Here is a 17,878-nt window from a genome sequence, read left to right as displayed (position 1 = left end):
AGGGATCGTTCAACGATCCTCTACCTTGGCGGGCACGGCACAGTCCCCCCTCCCGTGAGGTGCCCATGAGCACACCATCGACGCCCCAGACCCTGCCGACCGACACCCGCCCCGCAGAAGGCGAACCCTCCGACGACAGCGGCGCGTTCGGCTGGCTGCGCGCACTCGGACCGCGCGGCCGCCGCGCCTTCGCGGGCGCCTTCGGCGGCTACGCCCTCGACTCCTACGACTACTTCACGCTGCCGCTGAGCATGGTCGCGATCGCCGCGTACTACGGCCTGGACAGCGGCCAGACGGGCCTGCTCACCACGGTCACCCTGGTCGTCTCCGCCATCGGCGGCGCGATCGCCGGGGTGGTCGCGGACCGGATCGGCCGGGTCAAGGCGCTGATGATCACGGTCATCACGTACGCCGTCTTCACCGTCGCCTGCGGCTTCGCGCCCAACTACGAGACGCTGCTCGTCTTCCGCGCCCTCCAGGGCCTCGGTTTCGGCGGCGAGTGGGCGGTCGGCGCGATCCTGGTCGCCGAGTACGCCACCGCCAAGAACCGCGGCCGTACGCTCGGCGCGATCCAGAGCTCCTGGGCGGTCGGCTGGGCGCTCGCGGTGATCGTCTACACCGTGGTGTTCCAGTTCCTCGACGAGGACATCGCCTGGCGCGTGATGTTCTGGACCGGCGCGCTGCCCGCCCTCCTCGTCGTCTACGTGCGCCGCAACGTGCACGACGCCCCGGAGGCGGCCGAGGAGCGCAAGAAGAGCGCGCACAAGGGGTCGTTCACGGCGATCTTCAAGCCGGGCCTTCTGCGCATCACGCTCTTCGCGGTCCTGCTCTCCACCGGCGTACAGGGCGGCTACTACACGCTCGCCACCTGGGTGCCCACGTACCTGAAGACCGAGCGCGGACTCACGGTGGTCGGCACGGGCGGGTATCTCGCGTTCCTGATCTCCGGTGCCTTCGTCGGTTATCTGGCCGGCGGCTATCTCACCGACATCCTCGGCCGCAAACGCAACATCACGCTGTTCGCGTTCCTCTCCGCGGCGAGCATCCTGGCCTACACGAACATCCCGGACGGGGCCAACGGCCTTCTCCTTGTGCTCGGTTTCCCGCTCGGCTTCTGCATGTCGGCCATTTTCAGCGGCTTCGGTTCGTTCCTCAGCGAGCTCTATCCGGCGGCCGTGCGCGGCACGGGGCAGGGCTTCACGTACAACACCGGACGCGCCGTGGGCGCCGTCTTCCCCACCATGGTCGGTTTCATGGCCGACAGCTGGGGTGTGGGCGGTGCGCTGGTCTTCGGCGCGCTGGGCTACGCCATCGCCGTGCTCGCGCTGTTCGGCCTGCCCGAGACGCGCGGGAAGGAACTCGTATGAGCCCCTCGGTCACCGCGTCGCACAGCCCCGCCGAGGCCCGCGCTCTCTTTCGCGCGGGCACGAGCGGCCCGACGGCGGGCTGGGCGGCCGGCCACACCCAGGCCAATCTGATCGCCGTGCCCGCCGACTGGGCCTACGACATGCTCCTGTTCTGCCAGCGCAACCCGAAGCCCTGCCCCGTGCTCGACGTCACGGACGCGGGCTCCTGGACCACGCCGCTCGCGCCCGGCGCCGATCTGCGGACGGATCTGCCGCGCTACCGGGTGTGGCGGGACGGCGAGTTGGCCGACGAACCCACGGACGTGGTGGAGCACTGGCGGGACGACCTGGTGTCGTTCCTCATCGGCTGCAGCTTCACCTTCGAGTGGGCGCTGACGGAGTCCGGCGTCCCGATGCGCCACGTCGAGCAGGGCCGCAACGTCTCCATGTACGTGACCGCACGCCCCTGCCGCCCGGCGGGCCGTCTGCACGGACCCATGGTGGTGTCGATGCGCCACGTCCCGCCCGAGCACCTCTCGGCGGCGATCAGGGAGACCTCGCTGCTGCCCGCGGTGCACGGCGGCCCGGTGCACTGCGGGGACCCCGCGGGGCTCGGCATCGACGACCTGACCCGGCCCGACTTCGGTGATCCGGTGGACGCCGAACCCGGTGACATCCCGGTGTTCTGGGCATGCGGAGTGACGCCGCAGGCGGCGGTGATGGCCTCGCGTCCGCCGTTCGCGATCACGCACGCGCCGGGCCAGATGTTCGTCACCGACGCCCGCGACGAGCAGTACCGGGTGGCCTGAGCGGCCGCCGAACGGAAACAGGAGACCTACGTAGATGACGGAAGCCTCGATCGACGCCGTGATCGATCTCAACGCCGACCTCGGTGAGGGCTTCGGCCGCTGGCGCCTGACCGACGACGAGGAGCTGCTCTCCGTCGTCACCAGCGCCAATGTGGCCTGCGGCTTCCACGCCGGGGACGCGGCCACCATGCGCCGCGTGTGCGAACAGGCCGCCGCGCGCGGCGTACGGATCGGCGCCCAGGTCTCCTACCGCGACCTGGCGGGCTTCGGGCGCCGCTCCATGGACGTACCGGCCGACGAACTGGCGGCCGAAGTGGCGTACCAGATCGGCGCCCTGGAGGTCTTCGCGCGGGCGGCGGGCACGCGCGTGTCGTACGTGAAGCCGCACGGCGCGCTCTACAACCGCGTCGTCCACGACGAGGACCAGGCCCGCGCCGTCGTCGACGGGGTCCTCCTCGCGGATGACACGCTGCCCGTCCTCGGGCTGCCCGGATCGCGCTTCCTGGAGGTGGCCGACAAGGCCGGACTGCCGGTCGTCACCGAGGCGTTCGCGGACCGCGCGTACACCCCGGAGGGGACGCTCGTGCCGCGCGGGACCGAGGGCGCCGTCATCACGGAGGCGGACGTGGTCGTCGAACGCTCCGTGGGCATGGCCCAATCCGGGTCCGTCACCGCTCTGGACGGCCGGCGGATCGGCGTCCGCGCGCGCTCGCTGTGCCTGCACGGCGACACCCCGGGTGCGGTGGCCCTCGCCCGGGAGGTGCGGGCGCGCCTCGAAGCGGCGGGCGTGCGGGTGGAGGCCTTCGCGTGAGGGTGCTCCCGGTCGGCGATCTCGCGCTGCTCGTGGAACTCGCCGACGGCGACGAGGCGCAGGCGCTGCACGCCGAGCTGCTGCGCCGGAGGGCCGCGGGCCTGCTCCGCGTACGCGAGATCGTGCCCGCGGCCCGCACGGTGCTCCTGGACGGCCTCGACGACCCCGTGCGCGTCGGCGCGGAGCTCGCCGCCCTGGAGGTACCGCCGCTGTCGGCGCGCGAGGAGGACGTACGGGAGATCCCGGTCCGCTACGACGGGCCCGATCTGGCCGATGTGGCGGCGCACTGGGGGGTGCCGGTGGCGGAGGTGGCGCGCATCCACGCGGCGACCGAGTTCCGGGTCGCCTTCTGCGGGTTCGCGCCCGGCTTCGGCTACCTCACCGGACTTCCGGAGCGCTACGACGTGCCTCGCCGGGCCACGCCGCGTACGAGCGTCCCGGCCGGCAGCGTCGCCCTCGCCGGGCCGTACACAGGGGTGTATCCGCGCTCCTCGCCGGGCGGCTGGCAGTTGATCGGCACGACCGACGCCGTGCTGTGGGACCACGCGCGCGTGCCCGCCGCGCTGCTCGCCCCCGGGGTCCGGGTGCGCTTCGTGCCCAGCCCCCTCGTCCAGGGCCCGGGGGCACGATGACCGACCGTGCTTTCGCCGTGGTGCGGGCAGGGGCGCTGACCACCGTGCAGGATCAGGGCCGCCCCGGGCACGCGCACCTCGGGGTGCCGCGCTCCGGGGCCCTCGATCCGGGCGCTGCCCGCCTCGCCAACCGCCTGGTCGGCAACCCGTCCGACGCCGCCGCCCTGGAGACCACGCTCAACGGCTGCTCCGTACGGCCGCGTTGCGCGGTGACGGTGGCGGTCGTGGGGGCGCCCTGCCCGGTGACGATCGACGGCCGCCCCGTGGCGTGGGGCGCGCCCGTGCGGGTACCGGCCGGTGCGCTGCTCGACGTCTCGGCGGCCGTCTCCGGAGTACGTTGCTACGTCGCGTTCAGTGGCGGAGTGGCCGTCGAACCGGTCCTCGCCAGCCGCTCCACCGACCTGCTCTCCGGGCTCGGCCCTCCCCCGCTCGCGGACGGCGCCGTCATCCCGCTGGGCGTGCCCGCCGGGCCCCACGCGCGCGTGGACGCCGTGCCGCACCCCGCGCCGCCCCGCGAGCTGATCCTGAGGGTGACGCCGGGTCCACGCGCCGACTGGTTCACTCCCGCGGCCCTGCGCTCGCTGACCACGCGCGCGTACCGGGTGTCCTCGGCGAGCAACCGCATCGGCCTGCGCACCGAAGGGCCTTCGCTGGAGCGGGAGTTCACCGGTGAACTCCCCAGCGAGGGCATGGTCCTCGGCGCCGTCCAGGTGCCGCCGGACGGCCGGCCCGTGGTCTTCCTCGCCGACCACCCGACGACCGGGGGCTATCCGGTGATCGCGGTGGTCAGGGAGGCCGATCTGGCCGGTGCGGCGCAGGCGGTACCGGGGACACCGATCCGATTCGTCCCGGCAACACGACGCTGAGGCATCCCCTCCGCGCCCCCTCTACGCCGCCTCCGGCTGCTTAACCACAGCCAACGCGGCGAGGGCCGCCGTCACCGCGTGAGCGGCGCTCAGATCCAGCCGGGCGCTGCTGCCCCGCACCTGGTGGCGTACCTCCTCGGCGGCGAGGGCGAGCAGCTGAGGCAGCAGATCCGTGCATCTGCGCGCCACCCAGCCGGCGCCGGAACGCCGAACCGATTCGTCCCGGCAACACGACGCAAAGGCATCCCCTCCGCGCCCCCTCTACGCCGCCTCCGGCTGCTCAACCACAGCCAACGCGGCGAGGGCCGCCGTCACCGCGTGGGCGGCGCTCAGATCCAGCCGGGCGCTGCTGCCCCGCACCTGGTGGCGTACCTCCTCGGCGGCGAGGGTGAGCAGCTGGGGCAGCAGGTCGGTGCATCTGCGCGCCACCCAGCCGGTGCCGGGACACCGATCCGTTTCGTCCCGGCGGCACGACGCTGAGGCATCCCCTCCGCGCCCCCTCTACGCCGCCTCCGGCTGCTCGACCACAGCCAACGCGGCGAGGGCCGCCGTCACCGCGTGGGCGGCGCTCAGATCCAGCCGAGCGCTGCTGCCCCGCACCTGATGGCGTACCTCCTCGGCCGCGAGGGCGAGCAGCTGGGGCAGCAGGTCGGTGCATCTGCGCGCCACCCAGCCGGTGCCCGCGGTGGCCAGCCACAGCAGGTTCGCCGACCGGGTGGGCGAGGGCAGTTGGGGCTCGCACGAGGGCGGGCTGCCCGCCGCGAGGCCCCGCGCGGCGAGCAGGGCGTGGAAGCGGGCGGCGACCAGGCGGTGGCCTCGCTCGCCGGGGTGCAGCCGGTCCGCGCTCCACAGGGTGCGGTCGGCGACCCACGCGTCCTCGGCGAGGTGCAGATGGACGGCGCCGTACCGCTCGGACAGCGCGTGCACGACGGCGTTGACGGTGCGTTGCCGCCGGGCCAGCGGGCGGGCCAGCGCGCCGGGCAGCCCGAGCATGGCCCCCGGGTCGGGGAGGCAGGCCGTGAGCAACGGGATGCCTTGCCGAGCGCAGGCCCCGTAGATCTCGTCGAGCCGCGTGGCCACGCCCCGGATGTCGAACGTGCAGCGGAGGGTGTCGTTGACGCCGACGATCACGGACGCCAGGCCTGGCCGCAGCTCCAGCGCCGCGGGGAGCTGGTGGCGCAGCACGTCCGAGGTCTGCGCCCCGCTGACGGCGAGATTATGGAACCGCACCTCCCCCTCACCCACCGCGAGCCCTCCGGCCAGCAACGCCGCCCACCCCCGCAGACCGCGCCCCACCGGATCACCCACACCCTCGGTAAGAGAATCCCCCAGGGCAACAAAACACAGCGGCTTCACGACGCACACCCCGTACGCGAACAAAGCCCGACACCGTAGGCCCCGAGCCGAGCCCCCGCGCCACCTCCGGCCCTCGCCCCCGCCTGACGCACCACAAGCCAGACGACCAACACACCCCTCCGCCCCCGCGAACACAGCACCCTCACCACGCACCCCCCTCACGCGCACCAAGCCCCCCACCGGCGGCCCCGACCCCCAGCCCCGCCTCATGCGCCCCCAAGAACGCGGCAACCGCCTTCTCCCACCCGAAGCACTCCGCACGCGCGCGTGCCGCCTCCCTTCGGGGTCCCTCCGGGCGGGTGAGGAGAGCCTGGACGGCGGTGGCGAACGCCTCTCCGTTGTCCTTCGCCACCGCACCCGCGCCGCCCACGATCTCCGGCAGCGCCGACGACGCGCTGGCCACCACGGGCGTGCCGCAGGCCAGCGCCTCCAGGGCCGCGAGCCCGAACGTCTCGCAGGGGCCTGGCGCGAGGCAGACGTCAGCCGTGGCCTGCAGCGCTCCCAGAGCCGCGCGGTCCGCGACGTGCCCCAGGAACGTCACCGGCAACCGCCGCTCACGCGCCCGCAGTTCGAGGCGGGCGCGCAGCGGCCCGTCCCCGGCCACCACGAGGACCGCCGGCACTCCCCGGCCACGGAGCGCCTCCAGGGCGTCGAGCGCCATGCCCGGCCGCTTCTCCACGGAAAGCCGTGAGCAGAGCACAAGGAGTACCTCGCCCCCGCGCGCGTAACGGGCACGCACGCGTGGATCACGCAGCTCCGGACGGCTGCCCACCAGGTCGACACCGAGGGGCGCGCGGACGACGTTGCGCGCCCCGATGCGGACGAACTCGCGCTCGGCCCACTCCGTGGTGCACACGACCCGCGCGTAGGCGTGCGCCGTACGGGAGTTGAGGGCGTCGGCGGCGCGCAGGGCGGCTTCCTCCGGCATGCCCCAGGTGCTGAGGACACCATGGGCCGTCTCGTGGGAGACCATCACGGCCGGAATCCTGCGGTGCCTGGCCCAAGCGCCGGTCCAGCGCAGGGTCGTACGGTCGGAGACCTCGATGCGGTCGGGGGCGAGGCGTTCGAGGACCCGGGCCACCCTTCGCCGGTCCGTGAGGACGCGGTAGCCGCCGGTGCCGGGCAGCAGCGTGCCCGGCAGGGTCACGACCCGGCCCTGGTCGGTGTCGCGGACAGCGGCCCGCTCGCCGGGCACGATCAGCACGGGCTCGTGCCCGGCCGCGCGGTAGCCGCGCCCCAACTCCCGCAGCGCGGTCCGCAGTCCGCCCGACGAGGGGGCCACGAAGTTCGCGAGCCGCACGATGCGCAGCGAGCCGGCGGGTCGCCCGCCACCCCGAGCCGCGGCCGCAGCACGCCAAGCCGCCTCCCGGTACAAGGCCGCCCTCATGCCGCCACCGCCGTCCGCGCGGCGAGCACCTGGGAGTAGTGGTCGACGAGCTGCTCGCCCACCGCGTCCCAGGTCCGCCCCTCGACGGCCGCACGCCCGGCCCTTCCGTACGCCGCGCGCAGCCCCGGATCGGCCGCGAGCGCCCAGACCGCGTCCCGTACCGCGAGGGCGTCACGCGGCGGCACCAGGACTCCGGTGCGGCCGGGGACGACGAGGTCGAGCGGTCCCCCAGCGGCGGGCGCGATCACCGGCACACCACTGGCCATGGCTTCCTGCACGGTCTGGCAGAACGTCTCGTAGGGCCCCGTGTGCACGAAGAGGTCCAACGAGGCGAAGATCCGCGCGAGTTCGCCTCCGGTGCGGCGCCCGAGCATGAGCGCGCCGGGCAGCGCCACCCGCACGGAACCCTCGCTGGGTCCGTCGCCGACGACGACCAGGCGCACGCCCTCCAGGGAGCCCACACCGGCGAGCAGCTCGACCTGCTTCTCGGGGGCGAGACGCCCCACGTAGCCGACGATCAGCTCACCGTTCGGCGCGAGTTCCCGGCGTACGGCCTCGTCCCGAAGACCGGGGCTGAACCGGGCCGTGTCCACGCCCCGTGGCCACAGCCGCACCCGCGGCACCCCGTGCGTCACGAGGTCACGCAGGGCGGCGGACGACGGGGCGAGGGTGCGGTCGGCCGCGGCGTGCACGGCACGGATGCGGCGCCAGGCGGTGGACTCGCCCATTCCCATGTACGTACGCGCGTAGCCGCCCAGATCCGTCTGGTAGACGGCGACGGTGGGTATGCCCAGGCGCGCGGCGGACGCCATGCCGCGCGCGCCGAGGACGAACGGGCTGGCCAGGTGGACGAGTTGGGCCCGGTGCGCGCTCAGCGCCGCCGACAGGCGTCGGCTGGGCAGCGCGACCCTGACCTGCGGATATCCGGGAAGGGGGAGGGAGGGGACACGGATGACGGGGCAGGGCGCACTCGCGTCGGCTGCGGCGTCCGCCCCGGCCGCGGGGGCCGGGGCGATGACGAGGGGGTCGTGGCCGCGCGCGGCGAGCTGCCGGGCGGTCTGCAGGGCGCAGTGCGCCACGCCGTTGACGTCGGGAGGGAAGGATTCGGTGACGATGACGACACGCATACCCGTGTTGTCGTCCCGCGGGGCGTGGTCACGTCAACGTGGATCTTTCCTGGCGAGGAACGTCCCATGAGCGTTGCCCTCCGCGCGCGCCCCGCCCCGGGGCGCGCCGGTCACACCTCGGCCGCGTCGGGGTCGATCCTGCTGCGCACCGCGGTCTGTACCTCGTCCTCCTCGGCGGGGTCCGCGGCGAGCCTTCTGAGCTGGGTGACCACGCGGGCGTCGCCGGTCTCGGCGTGCCGTGCGGCGACCTCGCGGGTGGACTCCTCGCAGTCCCACAGGCACTCGACGGCGAATCCGGCGGCGAAGGAGGGGTCGGTGGCGGCGAGCGCGCGGGCCGCGCGGCCCCGCAGGTGGGAGGAGGCGGTCTCGCGGTAGACGTGGCGAAGGACGGGGGCCGCGCAGGCGATGCCGAGCCGTCCCGCGCCGTCGACGAGTGTCCAGAGGGTCGGCGCGTCGGGGCCTTCGCCGCGGACGGCCTCGCGGAGCGCGGCGAGCACGAGCTTGCTGTCCTGGGCGCCGCCCCTGCAGGCGAGGACCCGTCCCGCGGCGGCGCCGAGCGCGTCGGGCCGCTGGGCCCCGCGGCGGGCCCGCTCGACGGCGGCGACGCTGCGCATCCGCTCGAAGGCCTCGGCCGCGGCGTCCACGACGGCCCGGGACGGGCTCTCCACCGCGGACTCGATGAGGTCGAACACAGCGGGATCATGGGCGTCGGCGAGGTAGCGCAGAGCCGTGCCGCGCGCCCCGTCGGAGCCGTTGCGGGCGGCTTCAAGGATCTCGGCGCGATCCTCGGGCCCGGCGACCGCGCTCAGGCAGCGGGCGGCGGGCACATGCAGGACGGCGCCGCGTTCGAGCCCTTCCTGCGCCCAGTCGAAGACGGCCTGGACGCTCCAGCCGGGGCGTGGCCCCGAGGGGCGCATCTGTCGCTGCCAGCGGTCGAAGGAGCCCTGTTCCCGTGCGGCGCGCACGCGGGCGCCGACGGCCTGACGGGGGTCCTCCTCCCACAGCCGCCAGGGCCGGGGTTCGTAGGCGTCGCGCACGACGGCGGCCAGTTCGGCCTCGCCCTCCGCGTCCGAGGGGAATCTGGCGAGCACGGGCACGGCGAGGGCGCGCAGGCCAGCGTCGTCGTCACGCAGCGCCAGTTCGTCCAGGGCCCAGGCCCAGTTGGTGCCGAAGGCCGCGTACCGGCGCAGCAGTTCGAGGGCGTCATGCCTGCCGTACGAGGCGAGGTGCCCCAGGACGGCGAGCGCCAGGCCGGTGCGTGAGTCGTCCGTGTTCAGGACGTCCTCGGGGTCGAACAGATGCCGCTCGATCTCCTCGATCCCGCCACGGAGATCGAGGTAGAGCCTGGCGTAGTAGAGGGAGCGGTTCTCGACCTGCCAGTCGTGGCGCGGGTCGTGGAGCACGCAGGTCTCCAGGGCGGCGAGCGCCTCGGACCGGGGTGCGGTGAGTGCGTGCAAGGTGCCGTCGCCGCGGCCCCGCTGCAGCAGGCCGAGCAGCGTACCGCTGGGCGCTATGACCGGATCGAACATGGGAAACAGCCTCACATCAAGCGTCGACGCAACCGGGAATCGTGAATTACCTGGCCGTGCGCCAACACGTCGGGCCGCCCGCCGTCTTTTGCTTGCTGTAGACCATCTTCCTCTGCCTCTCGTCGGTGGCCCGTAGGGATCCCGGACGGAGGTCCGGGGGCGGGCCGCTCACGGTCCACGCGGTGCGGCATCTCCTGCCCCGCCGTCGCGTCCGTGAATCACGTCGTCATGATGACCCAGCGGTTCACACCGCCGCGACCACATTTCCAGCGCCCCCGTTGTTGCTGGTCAGGTACCCCGCTCAGGCCGCCCCGAACAGCTCGAGCAGCTCCGTCTTGGCGAACATCCGGGCGGTGTCCACCGCCGACGGCGTGCCCGCGGCCGGATCCGCCCCTCCGTCGAGCAGCGCCCGGATCACCGCGTCCTCGCCCTTGAAGACGGCGCCGGCGAGCGGCGTCTGCCCCCGGTCGTTGGCACGGTTGGCGTCACCGCCCCGCTCCAGGAGCGCCCGGACCGCGTCCGCGTGGCCGTGGTAGGCGGCGAGCATCACGAGCGAGTCGCCGCTGTCGTTGGTGAGGTTCGCCGGAACGCCTGCGTCCACGTACGCGGCGAGGGCCGCGGTGTCGCCCTGGCGCGCCAGATCGAAGATCTTGGTCGCGAGCTCCACGACTTCCGGGTCGGGGGCTTCACTCATGGACCAGACCGCCTTTCGACTGCGGGGTGACTTCAGGGTGCGTACGGGCGCCCGATGCAGCCGTACGAGTGAATCGACAGGGTACTGCCCGTCCGGGCACATGACGGGGCGCGCCCGCGGCAAAGATCACGAAGGCACCCGGACGCCTCCCGAAGGCGCGCTCAGGAGGCCCAACAGACCTCCGCCATTCGAGGGAAATCCGCGAAAATTCCCCCATTTGCACCTTTTATCGTATGGATACATGCTGTGAACCTGGAACAACTCATGGTGACTGTCCCCACCAACCAGGAGAACCGTCATGATCCTTTCCATCTCGGGCGTCGTGCTGCTCGGCATCATCGTCTTCCTGTTCTTCCGCAAGGACGGACTCAAGGCGTCCCACGCCGTGGTCTGCGCGCTCTTCGGCTTCTTCATGGCGGGCACCGCCATCGCCCCGAGCATCAAGGCCGGCAGCGCGAGCCTGGCGAGCCTCCTCGGCGGGATCAAGTTCTGACGCCTCCTGCCCCCTGCAGCACTTCGTTCGCACCATCTGGAGACTGACGTGGCCCGGCGCCCCCTCCCCCGCATCCTGAGCAACGGCACCGCCTCGATCGCCCGCAGCCGGGAGTTCGCACGGTCGGCCGCCGACAGCGCCACCGATGTCCTCCACCCGCTGATCACGATCACTCGTGGACTGCGCCGGCTGGCAGGGGCCGGGCGGCGCAAGTGGGCCGACACCCCCAAGGACCGGCGCGGACCGCTGCTGTTCCTCGTGGCCTCCGTGATCCTGGTCGTGACCCTCATGCCGTACGGTCCGCTGCTCGCCGCCATCTGCCTGATGGCGGCCGCCGCGTGGACCGGCCGGGAACGCACGGAGCCCGCCCCCACCGGCCCCGACGAGGCGCAGACCCAGCGGCTGCAGTCCCTCTACGAAGCGCTCGTGCCGTACTTCTCGGTCCCCGAGGACCCGGCACCGCTCTTCGCGCACGGCGGCGAGTGGGACAAGGCCCTCACGTCGTACGAGTTCGACGACGACGGACGTGTCTCCCATCTGGTGGTGCGCTACCCCGCGTACTTCACGGACGGCGAGACCGAGTCCCGCACCCGCATCGAGCAGCTCCTGCACGCCAAGGCGGGCCGTGGCCGCGAGTACCACTTCGAGTGGGACGAGGAGGGCAATCAGCTCACGGTGAACGTGCTGCCCCCGCTGCCGACCGACATCGCCGCCCAGCGGTTCGTCACCGCCCCCGGCGAGACCGTCCTCGGCTTCACCGACCCCACCGGGGTCCAGCGCACCCTCCCCGTGACGGACGGCGACACCCAGCGCGACGTACCCCCCGTCGTCTGGCGCACCGGCCCCCGCTCCACCGAGCCGCACCTCCTGGTGATCGGCGAGCCCGGCAGCGGCACCACGACCCTGCTCCGCTCCGTCGCGCTGCAGGCCCTGCAGCACGGCGACGTCCTGATCGTCGAAGGCAGCGGCATCGGCGACTACGCGTGCCTGACCGGGCGCGACGGCGTCCTGGCCATCGAGTGCGGGCTCGCCGGCGCCCTGGCGAGCCTGGAGTGGGCGGCGCACGAGACGGAGCGCCGCCTCATCTCCGCCAACCGGGCCCGCCAGGCGGGCCACCCCGCCCCGGAGGACACCAAGCGCCCGCTGTGGATTCTCATGGACCGCCCCAGCGTGCTCGGTCACCTCGCGGCGGCCGACGGGCGCAAGGACCCGCAGTCCCTGCTCCAGGTGCCCCTGCGGCACGGCAGGGCGGCCAATGTCACGGTCGTCGTGGCCGACCAGTTCGACAGCATCGACTCCCTGAGCGACCCGGTGCGCCAGCACACCCGCGCGCGCGTGGTCCTCGGCCCCACGACGCCCGACCAGGTCGAGGACATCCTCGGGGTGCCGCCGCGCACGACGCCCACCTGCGACATCCCGCCCGGCCGCGGGTACGCCCGGCTCGGCACGGGCCAGGTGCACCGGCTCCAGGTGCCCGCGACGCCCGACCCGTACGACGACGCGACGAGCGAGGCCCACCGGCAGGCGGTGGTGGAGCTGCTGCCCGCGCGGAGCGCCCCCGCGGACGCCGGGACGGGCGCGGCCGGGACGCCGTCAGCCGAGACGGGTACCGAAGTCGTCGCCGATGCCGATGCCGACACGGCGGCGGCGAAGCCGGGCGCGCAACCGGAGCCCGTACCCGCCGAGGGCTGACGCCTCTCCGGGGCCCAAGGCCCGAGGCGTCAGGCCACGAAGGCCCGCGACGCCTCGACGCCCCCGCCCGCCCCTGTCTCCACCAGACGCGCGGCCGCGGCCAGCCGTACCGCCGCTTCCTCGGCCACCGCGCCGCCCACGGTGAACGGCAGCCGCACATACCCCTCGAAGGCTCCGTCCACCCCGAAGCGCGGCCCTGACGGGACCCTGACCCCGACCCGCTCGCCCACCTCGGCGATACGGGAGCCGGAGAGGCCGCCCGAGCGCGCCCACAGGGTGAGACCGCCCGCCGGTACCGCGAACTCCCATGCGGGCAGTTCGCGGCGGACGGCGGCCACCAGGGCGTCGCGGTTCTCGCGGGCCTGGGCCCTGCGCACCTGCACGGCCGATTCCCAGCCGCCGGTGCTCAGGAGCCAGTTCACCGCCAGTTGTTCCAGGACCGGGGTCCCCAGGTCGGCGTACGCGCGTGCCGAGACGAGGCTGCGGATGACGTCGGGGGCGGCGCGCACCCAGCCGATGCGCATGCCCGCCCAGAAGGCCTTGCTCGCCGAGCCGACGGTGATGACGGTCGAGCCCGCCGGGTCGAAGCCGCAGACGGGGCGCGGCATCGTCAGGTCGTCGTCGAGCTGCAGCTCGATCATGGTCTCGTCGACGACGAGGACCGTGCCCGCGGAGCGCGCGGCGTCGACCAGCTTGCGCCGCTGGTCCTCGGAGGCGAGGGCGCCCGTGGGGTTGTGGAAGTCCGCGACCACGTAGGCGAGCCGGGGCGCCGCGTCCCGCAGCACCTGGCGCCAGCGGTCCATGTCCCAGCCTTCCAGCCCCTCGGACATGGCGACGGGAACGAGACGGGCGCCCGTCTCACGCATCAGCTGAAGGATGTTGGCGTACGAGGGGGACTCGACGGCGATGCGTTCGCCACGCGGCGCGAACAGATGGCAGATGGCGTCGATGGCGCCCATCGCGCCGGTCGTGACCATGATCTGTTCGGGCATGGTCGGGATGCCGCGCGCGGTGTAGCGCTCGGCGAGCATCTGACGCAGCGCGGGAAGGCCGGCGGGGAAGTCGCCGTGCGTGTGCGCGTACGGAGGGAGTTCCTCCAGGGCGCCCTGCACGGCGCGGGTGAGCCAGGGCTCAGGGGCGGGCAGCGCGGCGCAGCCGAGGTCGATCATGGAGCCGAGCGCCTCGGGCGGGAGGGGTTCGAGGCCGCGTGCGGGCAGGGGGTTGCCGGCCGGGACCGCGGTCCAACTGCCCGCTCCCCTGCGGGATTCCAGGAAGCCTTCGGTGCGCAGCGCCTCGTACGCGGCGGCGACCGTGGTCCGGCTGACGGCGAGGGACACGGCGAGTTCACGCTCGGCGGGCAGCCGCGCGGCGACCGGGACACGTCCTTCGAGGACGAGCATGCGCACGCCGTCGGCCAGGGCGCGGTAGGCGGGCGGACGGCGCGAGCCGGGGCCCGCGGGGCGCGTCTGCTGAGAGGTGAGCAGCCGGGCGAGCTGCGTGGCGCCCACCGCCGAAGTCCACTGAGCCATGATTCCCAGTCCACCTTCCCGGAATTGGCCATGGTTGGTATCCCTTTACGAGCCACAGAGTGTCATGTGTCAGGCCACCACCACCAGCAGGGGGGCACCTCTTGTCCACGACCAAGCCACATCTCGCACGACGGCTGATCCAGCTGTACGTCGGCCTGGCGCTCTACGGCGCGAGCTCCGGGCTCCTGGTGGTGGCCGGACTCGGCCTCGAACCGTGGAACGTGCTGCATCAGGGCCTCGCCGAGCTGACGGGGATGTCCATCGGTGTCGTCTCGATCTTCATCGGCGCGGCGGTGCTGCTCCTGTGGATCCCGCTGCGCCAGCGCCCCGGGCTCGGCACGGTCTCCAACGTCTTCGTCGTGGGCCTCGCGATGGACGGCACGCTCGCGCTGATGCCGGACGCGCACGCGCTCGGCGCCCGCATCCCGCTGCTCGTGGCGGGGATCGTCCTGAACGGCGTGGCGACCGGGCTCTACATCGCCGCGAAGTTCGGGCCCGGCCCCCGGGACGGCCTGATGACGGGGCTGCATCAGCGCACGGGCCGCTCGATCCGGCTGATGCGGACGCTGGTCGAGGTGGCCGTGGTCGCCACCGGTTTCGCCTTCGGGGGCACGGTGGGCGTCGGCACGGTGCTCTACGCGCTGGCGATCGGTCCGCTGGCCCAGTTCTTCCTGCGCTTCTTCGCCGCCCCCGCTCCATCCGGGGGAGGCGTGGTGGCTGCCGGCGGGCCACCGGAGCAGGCGATACTGCAGCGGTGACCCCGCGCGTACGCCATCCCTATCTCGACCATCCCGGCCCGCTCGCCTTCGCCCACCGGGGCGGGGCGGCGGACGGCCTGGAGAACACCGCCGCCGCGTTCCGGCGCGCGGTCGGCCTGGGGTACCGCTACATCGAGACGGATGTGCACGCCACGGCGGACGGTCGCCTCGTGGCCTTCCACGACGCGACGCTCGACCGGGTGACGGACACGGGCGGGCTGATCGCCGATCTCCCCTGGAGCGCCGTGCGCCACGCGCGCGTGGCGGGCAGCGAGCCGGTGCCCCTCTTCGAAGAGCTCCTGGAGTCCTTCCCCGACGTCCGCTGGAACGTGGACGTGAAGGCCGAGCCCGCCCTGCTCCCTCTCCTTGAGCTGCTGCGCCGCACCGACGCCTGGGACCGCGTGTGCGTCGGCTCGTTCTCCGAGGCCCGCGTGGCCCGCGCCCAGCGGCTCGCGGGCCCGCGCCTGGCCACCTCGTACGGCACCAGGGGCGTGGCTGCCCTGCGCATGAGCTCGTTCGGCGTCCCGGCCGGCGTGCGCCGCTCCGCGGTCTGCGCGCAGGTGCCCGAGACGCACGGCGGGATACGGGTGGTGGACCACCGCTTCGTCCGCGCAGCCCACGCGCGCGGGCTGCAGGTGCACGTCTGGACGGTGAACGACGCCGGACGCATGGCCGCTCTTCTCGATCTCGGTGTAGATGGCATCATCTCTGATCACATCGAGACGCTGCGCGAAGTGCTGAAGGACCGGGGAGCCTGGGCCTGACCGCCTTCGGGGCGGCAGCGGACCACGGGGACCAGCGAGGGGGCACGGGTGGGCACCGACACCGTGCGGGCAACGCCACCGGCCGACGAGAGCGCCGCCGACCGCCGGCGGGAGCAGCGCGGCTGGTACTTCTACGACTGGGCCTGCTCGGTCTACTCGACCAGCGTCCTGACGGTGTTCCTCGGCCCGTATCTGACGGAGATCGCCAAGTCGGCCGCTGACGGCGACGGCTACGTCCACCCGCTGGGCATCCCGGTCAGCGCCGGGTCCTTCTTCGCGTACGCGGTGTCGGCGTCGGTGATCCTGTCCGTCGTGGTCATGCCGATGGCGGGCGCCGCCGCCGACCGTACGGGCCGCAAGAAGCCGCTCCTCGCGGTGGCCGCCTATCTGGGGGCCGCGGCGACGGCGGGCATGTTCTTCCTGGACGGCGACCGCTATCTGCTCGGCGGCTTCCTGCTGATCGTCGCCAACGCCTCGCTCGCCGTCTCGATGGTGCTCTACAACTCCTATCTGCCGCAGATCGCCCCGCCCGAGGAACGTGACGCGGTCTCCTCGCGCGGCTGGGCGTTCGGTTACGCGTCGGGCGCGCTCGTCCTGGTGGCGAACCTGGTCCTGTTCCTGGCCCATGACTCCTTCGGCGTCTCGGAGTCGACCGCCGTGCGCATCTGTCTGGCCTCGGCGGGCGTGTGGTGGGGCGCCTTCACCCTCGTACCGCTGCGGCGGCTGCGTGACCGCGCGGTGCCGCCCGCCACGGCGTCGGCACGCGGGTGGCGGCAGCTCGCGTCGACCGTGCGCGACATGCGCCGCCATCCGCACACCCTGTCCTTCCTGCTCGCCTACCTCGTCTACAACGACGGCGTGCAGACGGTGATCTCCCAGGCGTCCGTCTACGGCTCCGAAGAGCTCGGGCTCGGCCAGTCCACGCTGATCGTGGCCGTTCTCCTCGTCCAGGTGCTCGCCGTCGCCGGGGCGCTCGCGATGGGACGCCTCGCACGGAAGTACGGCGCCAAACGGACCATCCTCGGTTCACTCGTCGCGTGGACGGCGACGATCGGGGCGGGGTTCTTCCTGCCCGCGGGCGCGCCCGTGTGGTTCTTCGTGCTCGCGGCGGGGATCGGTCTGGTGCTCGGGGGTTCGCAGGCGCTCTCGCGGTCCCTGTTCTCGCATCTCGTGCCCGCGGGCAAGGAGGCCGAGTACTTCTCCGCGTACGAGATCAGCGATCGCGGGATGGCCTGGCTGGGGCCGCTGATCTTCGGCCTGACCTATCAGCTCACCGGGAGCTACCGGGACGCGATCGTCTCGCTCGTGGCCTTCTTCGTGATCGGTTTCGTCCTGCTCGCGCGGGTACCCGTACGGCGCGCGATCCGCGACGCGGGAAATCCCGTACCCGACAGGATTTAGCAACTGAAGCCAAAGGGCGGTAGTGTACGCGTTTGGCTTACCAGGCGGACCGTTACTGCGCGCTGGAGATTCAGAAACGCAGGGTGACATCCTCTGTCAGATGTGACATACCGGGCGCTGGTGGGTACAACAAGGGGCGGCATACGACGGCGACGCATGACCCTTAACGGGAATCTTTACCGCCGACCGGACGTTGACCGGATGACGACGACAGCGACACCTGTCCTGTGGGCGACAAGCCCGGGAGGCACGATTCATGAGTGAGCGAGCTCTTCGCGGCACGCGCCTCGTGGTGACAAGCTACGAGACCGACCGCGGCATCGACCTGGCTCCGCGCCAGGCCGTGGAGTACGCATGCCAGAACGGACATCGTTTCGAGATGCCGTTCTCGGTCGAGGCGGAGATCCCGCCGGAGTGGGAGTGCAAGGTCTGCGGGGCCCAGGCACTCCTCGTAGACGGCGACGGACCTGAAGAGAAGAAGGGGAAGCCTGCGCGTACGCACTGGGACATGCTCATGGAGCGCCGTACTCGAGAGGAACTCGAGGAGGTCCTGGAGGAGCGCCTCGCGGTTCTCCGGTCAGGAGCCATGAACATCGCGGTGCATCCGCGGGACAGCCGCAAGTCCGCCTGACGGCGAACTGAACAACACCGCACACGAAGGCCGGGGCCCCTGCTGAGCAGGGG

19 protein-coding genes are annotated in these 17,878 nt (G+C 72.9%); 11 read left to right on the top strand and 8 right to left on the bottom strand.

Annotated features, from left to right (window positions below):
• Nucleotides 1–65 precede the first annotated feature (65 nt).
• The 5 genes from ACWFRU_RS38460 to ACWFRU_RS38440 are packed head-to-tail and all read left to right on the top strand — an operon-like array spanning nt 66 to nt 4,464.
• Nucleotides 66–1,367, top strand: coding sequence for an MFS transporter (locus ACWFRU_RS38460; RefSeq protein ID WP_453692840.1), 1,302 nt, complete (start codon nt 66–68; stop codon nt 1,365–1,367).
• On the top strand, nt 1,364–2,155 hold the full coding sequence (locus ACWFRU_RS38455) for a putative hydro-lyase (protein ID WP_453692838.1): 792 nt from the start codon (nt 1,364–1,366) through the stop codon (nt 2,153–2,155). Before ACWFRU_RS38460 ends, ACWFRU_RS38455 begins: the two co-directional genes overlap by 4 nt.
• 34 nt (nt 2,156–2,189) lie before the next feature.
• Complete coding sequence (locus ACWFRU_RS38450) at nt 2,190–2,966, top strand: LamB/YcsF family protein (RefSeq protein WP_453692836.1); 777 nt, start codon at nt 2,190–2,192, stop codon at nt 2,964–2,966.
• Nucleotides 2,963–3,598 carry a 5-oxoprolinase subunit B family protein gene (locus tag ACWFRU_RS38445; protein WP_453692834.1) on the top strand — a complete coding sequence of 212 codons (636 nt, stop codon included), beginning with the start codon at nt 2,963–2,965 and terminating at the stop codon, nt 3,596–3,598. Before ACWFRU_RS38450 ends, ACWFRU_RS38445 begins: the two co-directional genes overlap by 4 nt.
• Nucleotides 3,595–4,464: a 5-oxoprolinase subunit C family protein gene (locus ACWFRU_RS38440; protein WP_453692832.1), complete on the top strand. Its 870-nt coding sequence runs from the start codon at nt 3,595–3,597 to the stop codon at nt 4,462–4,464. Before ACWFRU_RS38445 ends, ACWFRU_RS38440 begins: the two co-directional genes overlap by 4 nt.
• 21 nt (nt 4,465–4,485) lie before the next feature.
• Here the strand turns inward: ACWFRU_RS38440 and ACWFRU_RS38435 are convergent, their stop codons facing one another.
• The 7 genes from ACWFRU_RS38435 to ACWFRU_RS38405 form a co-directional block, all read right to left on the bottom strand.
• Entirely contained in the window at nt 4,486–4,653 is a 168-nt protein-coding gene (locus tag ACWFRU_RS38435; protein WP_453692830.1) for a hypothetical protein, read from the bottom strand.
• 72 nt (nt 4,654–4,725) lie between these two features.
• On the bottom strand, nt 4,726–4,893 hold the full coding sequence (locus ACWFRU_RS38430) for a hypothetical protein (protein ID WP_453692829.1): 168 nt from the start codon (nt 4,891–4,893) through the stop codon (nt 4,726–4,728).
• A 72-nt stretch (nt 4,894–4,965) separates the two neighbouring features.
• Nucleotides 4,966–5,820 carry an SGNH/GDSL hydrolase family protein gene (locus ACWFRU_RS38425; protein ID WP_453692889.1) on the bottom strand — a complete coding sequence of 285 codons (855 nt, stop codon included), beginning with the start codon at nt 5,818–5,820 and terminating at the stop codon, nt 4,966–4,968.
• A 142-nt stretch (nt 5,821–5,962) separates the two neighbouring features.
• Nucleotides 5,963–7,207: a glycosyltransferase gene (locus ACWFRU_RS38420; protein ID WP_453692827.1), complete on the bottom strand. Its 1,245-nt coding sequence runs from the start codon at nt 7,205–7,207 to the stop codon at nt 5,963–5,965.
• Complete coding sequence (locus ACWFRU_RS38415; protein ID WP_453692825.1) at nt 7,204–8,334, bottom strand: glycosyltransferase family 4 protein; 1,131 nt, start codon at nt 8,332–8,334, stop codon at nt 7,204–7,206. Before ACWFRU_RS38415 ends, ACWFRU_RS38420 begins: the two co-directional genes overlap by 4 nt.
• A 110-nt stretch (nt 8,335–8,444) precedes the next feature.
• Nucleotides 8,445–9,863 (bottom strand): HEAT repeat domain-containing protein, encoded by a 1,419-nt coding sequence (locus ACWFRU_RS38410; protein WP_453692823.1) that lies wholly within the window; start codon nt 9,861–9,863, stop codon nt 8,445–8,447.
• A 301-nt stretch (nt 9,864–10,164) separates the two neighbouring features.
• A complete protein-coding gene (locus ACWFRU_RS38405) occupies nt 10,165–10,557 on the bottom strand; it encodes an ankyrin repeat domain-containing protein (RefSeq protein WP_160503704.1) in 393 nt (130 codons plus the stop codon).
• 298 nt (nt 10,558–10,855) lie between these two features.
• Here ACWFRU_RS38405 and ACWFRU_RS38400 point away from each other — a divergent pair, with 298 nt between their 5' ends.
• Nucleotides 10,856–11,050 carry a hypothetical protein gene (locus ACWFRU_RS38400; protein ID WP_160503705.1) on the top strand — a complete coding sequence of 65 codons (195 nt, stop codon included), beginning with the start codon at nt 10,856–10,858 and terminating at the stop codon, nt 11,048–11,050.
• A gap of 48 nt (nt 11,051–11,098) precedes the next feature.
• Complete coding sequence (locus tag ACWFRU_RS38395; RefSeq protein ID WP_453692820.1) at nt 11,099–12,742, top strand: hypothetical protein; 1,644 nt, start codon at nt 11,099–11,101, stop codon at nt 12,740–12,742.
• Between the two features lie 29 nt (nt 12,743–12,771).
• Here the strand turns inward: ACWFRU_RS38395 and ACWFRU_RS38390 are convergent, their stop codons facing one another.
• Entirely contained in the window at nt 12,772–14,271 is a 1,500-nt protein-coding gene (locus tag ACWFRU_RS38390; RefSeq protein WP_453692818.1) for an SCO1417 family MocR-like transcription factor, read from the bottom strand.
• 101 nt (nt 14,272–14,372) lie between these two features.
• Between ACWFRU_RS38390 and yczE the strand changes: the two genes are divergently transcribed.
• The 4 genes from yczE to ACWFRU_RS38370 all read left to right on the top strand — a co-directional run bounded on the left by yczE (nt 14,373) and on the right by ACWFRU_RS38370 (nt 17,825).
• Nucleotides 14,373–15,029 carry a membrane protein YczE gene (gene yczE, locus ACWFRU_RS38385; protein ID WP_453692816.1) on the top strand — a complete coding sequence of 219 codons (657 nt, stop codon included), beginning with the start codon at nt 14,373–14,375 and terminating at the stop codon, nt 15,027–15,029.
• Nucleotides 15,026–15,793, top strand: a complete 768-nt coding sequence (locus ACWFRU_RS38380) for a glycerophosphodiester phosphodiesterase (RefSeq protein ID WP_453692814.1) — start codon at nt 15,026–15,028, stop codon at nt 15,791–15,793. The genes yczE and ACWFRU_RS38380 overlap by 4 nt, the downstream gene beginning before the upstream one ends.
• 48 nt (nt 15,794–15,841) lie before the next feature.
• Nucleotides 15,842–17,194 (top strand): MFS transporter, encoded by a 1,353-nt coding sequence (locus ACWFRU_RS38375; protein ID WP_453692812.1) that lies wholly within the window; start codon nt 15,842–15,844, stop codon nt 17,192–17,194.
• Between the two features lie 256 nt (nt 17,195–17,450).
• Nucleotides 17,451–17,825: an RNA polymerase-binding protein RbpA gene (locus tag ACWFRU_RS38370; protein ID WP_030360404.1), complete on the top strand. Its 375-nt coding sequence runs from the start codon at nt 17,451–17,453 to the stop codon at nt 17,823–17,825.
• The last annotated feature ends 53 nt before the right edge of the window (nt 17,826–17,878 follow it).

The sequence above is a fragment of the Streptomyces sp. NPDC055099 genome (assembly GCF_053607685.1).
Note: the sequence above shows the minus strand (reverse complement) of the source record. Positions and strands in the feature narration are given on the sequence as shown.

Bases quoted from the DNA above. Each gene is read 5' to 3' on its own strand.
- ACWFRU_RS38460 (WP_453692840.1), top strand. From the start codon at position 66: ATGAGCACACCATCGACGCCCCAGACCCTGCCGACCGACACCCGCCCC.
- ACWFRU_RS38455 (WP_453692838.1), top strand. From the start codon at position 1,364: ATGAGCCCCTCGGTCACCGCGTCGCACAGCCCCGCCGAGGCCCGCGCT.
- ACWFRU_RS38450 (WP_453692836.1), top strand. From the start codon at position 2,190: ATGACGGAAGCCTCGATCGACGCCGTGATCGATCTCAACGCCGACCTC.
- ACWFRU_RS38440 (WP_453692832.1), top strand. From the start codon at position 3,595: ATGACCGACCGTGCTTTCGCCGTGGTGCGGGCAGGGGCGCTGACCACC.
- ACWFRU_RS38420 (WP_453692827.1), bottom strand. From the start codon at position 7,207: ATGAGGGCGGCCTTGTACCGGGAGGCGGCTTGGCGTGCTGCGGCCGCG.
- ACWFRU_RS38415 (WP_453692825.1), bottom strand. From the start codon at position 8,334: ATGCGTGTCGTCATCGTCACCGAATCCTTCCCTCCCGACGTCAACGGC.
- ACWFRU_RS38410 (WP_453692823.1), bottom strand. From the start codon at position 9,863: ATGTTCGATCCGGTCATAGCGCCCAGCGGTACGCTGCTCGGCCTGCTG.
- ACWFRU_RS38405 (WP_160503704.1), bottom strand. From the start codon at position 10,557: ATGAGTGAAGCCCCCGACCCGGAAGTCGTGGAGCTCGCGACCAAGATC.
- ACWFRU_RS38400 (WP_160503705.1), top strand. From the start codon at position 10,856: ATGATCCTTTCCATCTCGGGCGTCGTGCTGCTCGGCATCATCGTCTTC.
- ACWFRU_RS38390 (WP_453692818.1), bottom strand. From the start codon at position 14,271: ATGGCTCAGTGGACTTCGGCGGTGGGCGCCACGCAGCTCGCCCGGCTG.
- ACWFRU_RS38370 (WP_030360404.1), top strand. From the start codon at position 17,451: ATGAGTGAGCGAGCTCTTCGCGGCACGCGCCTCGTGGTGACAAGCTAC.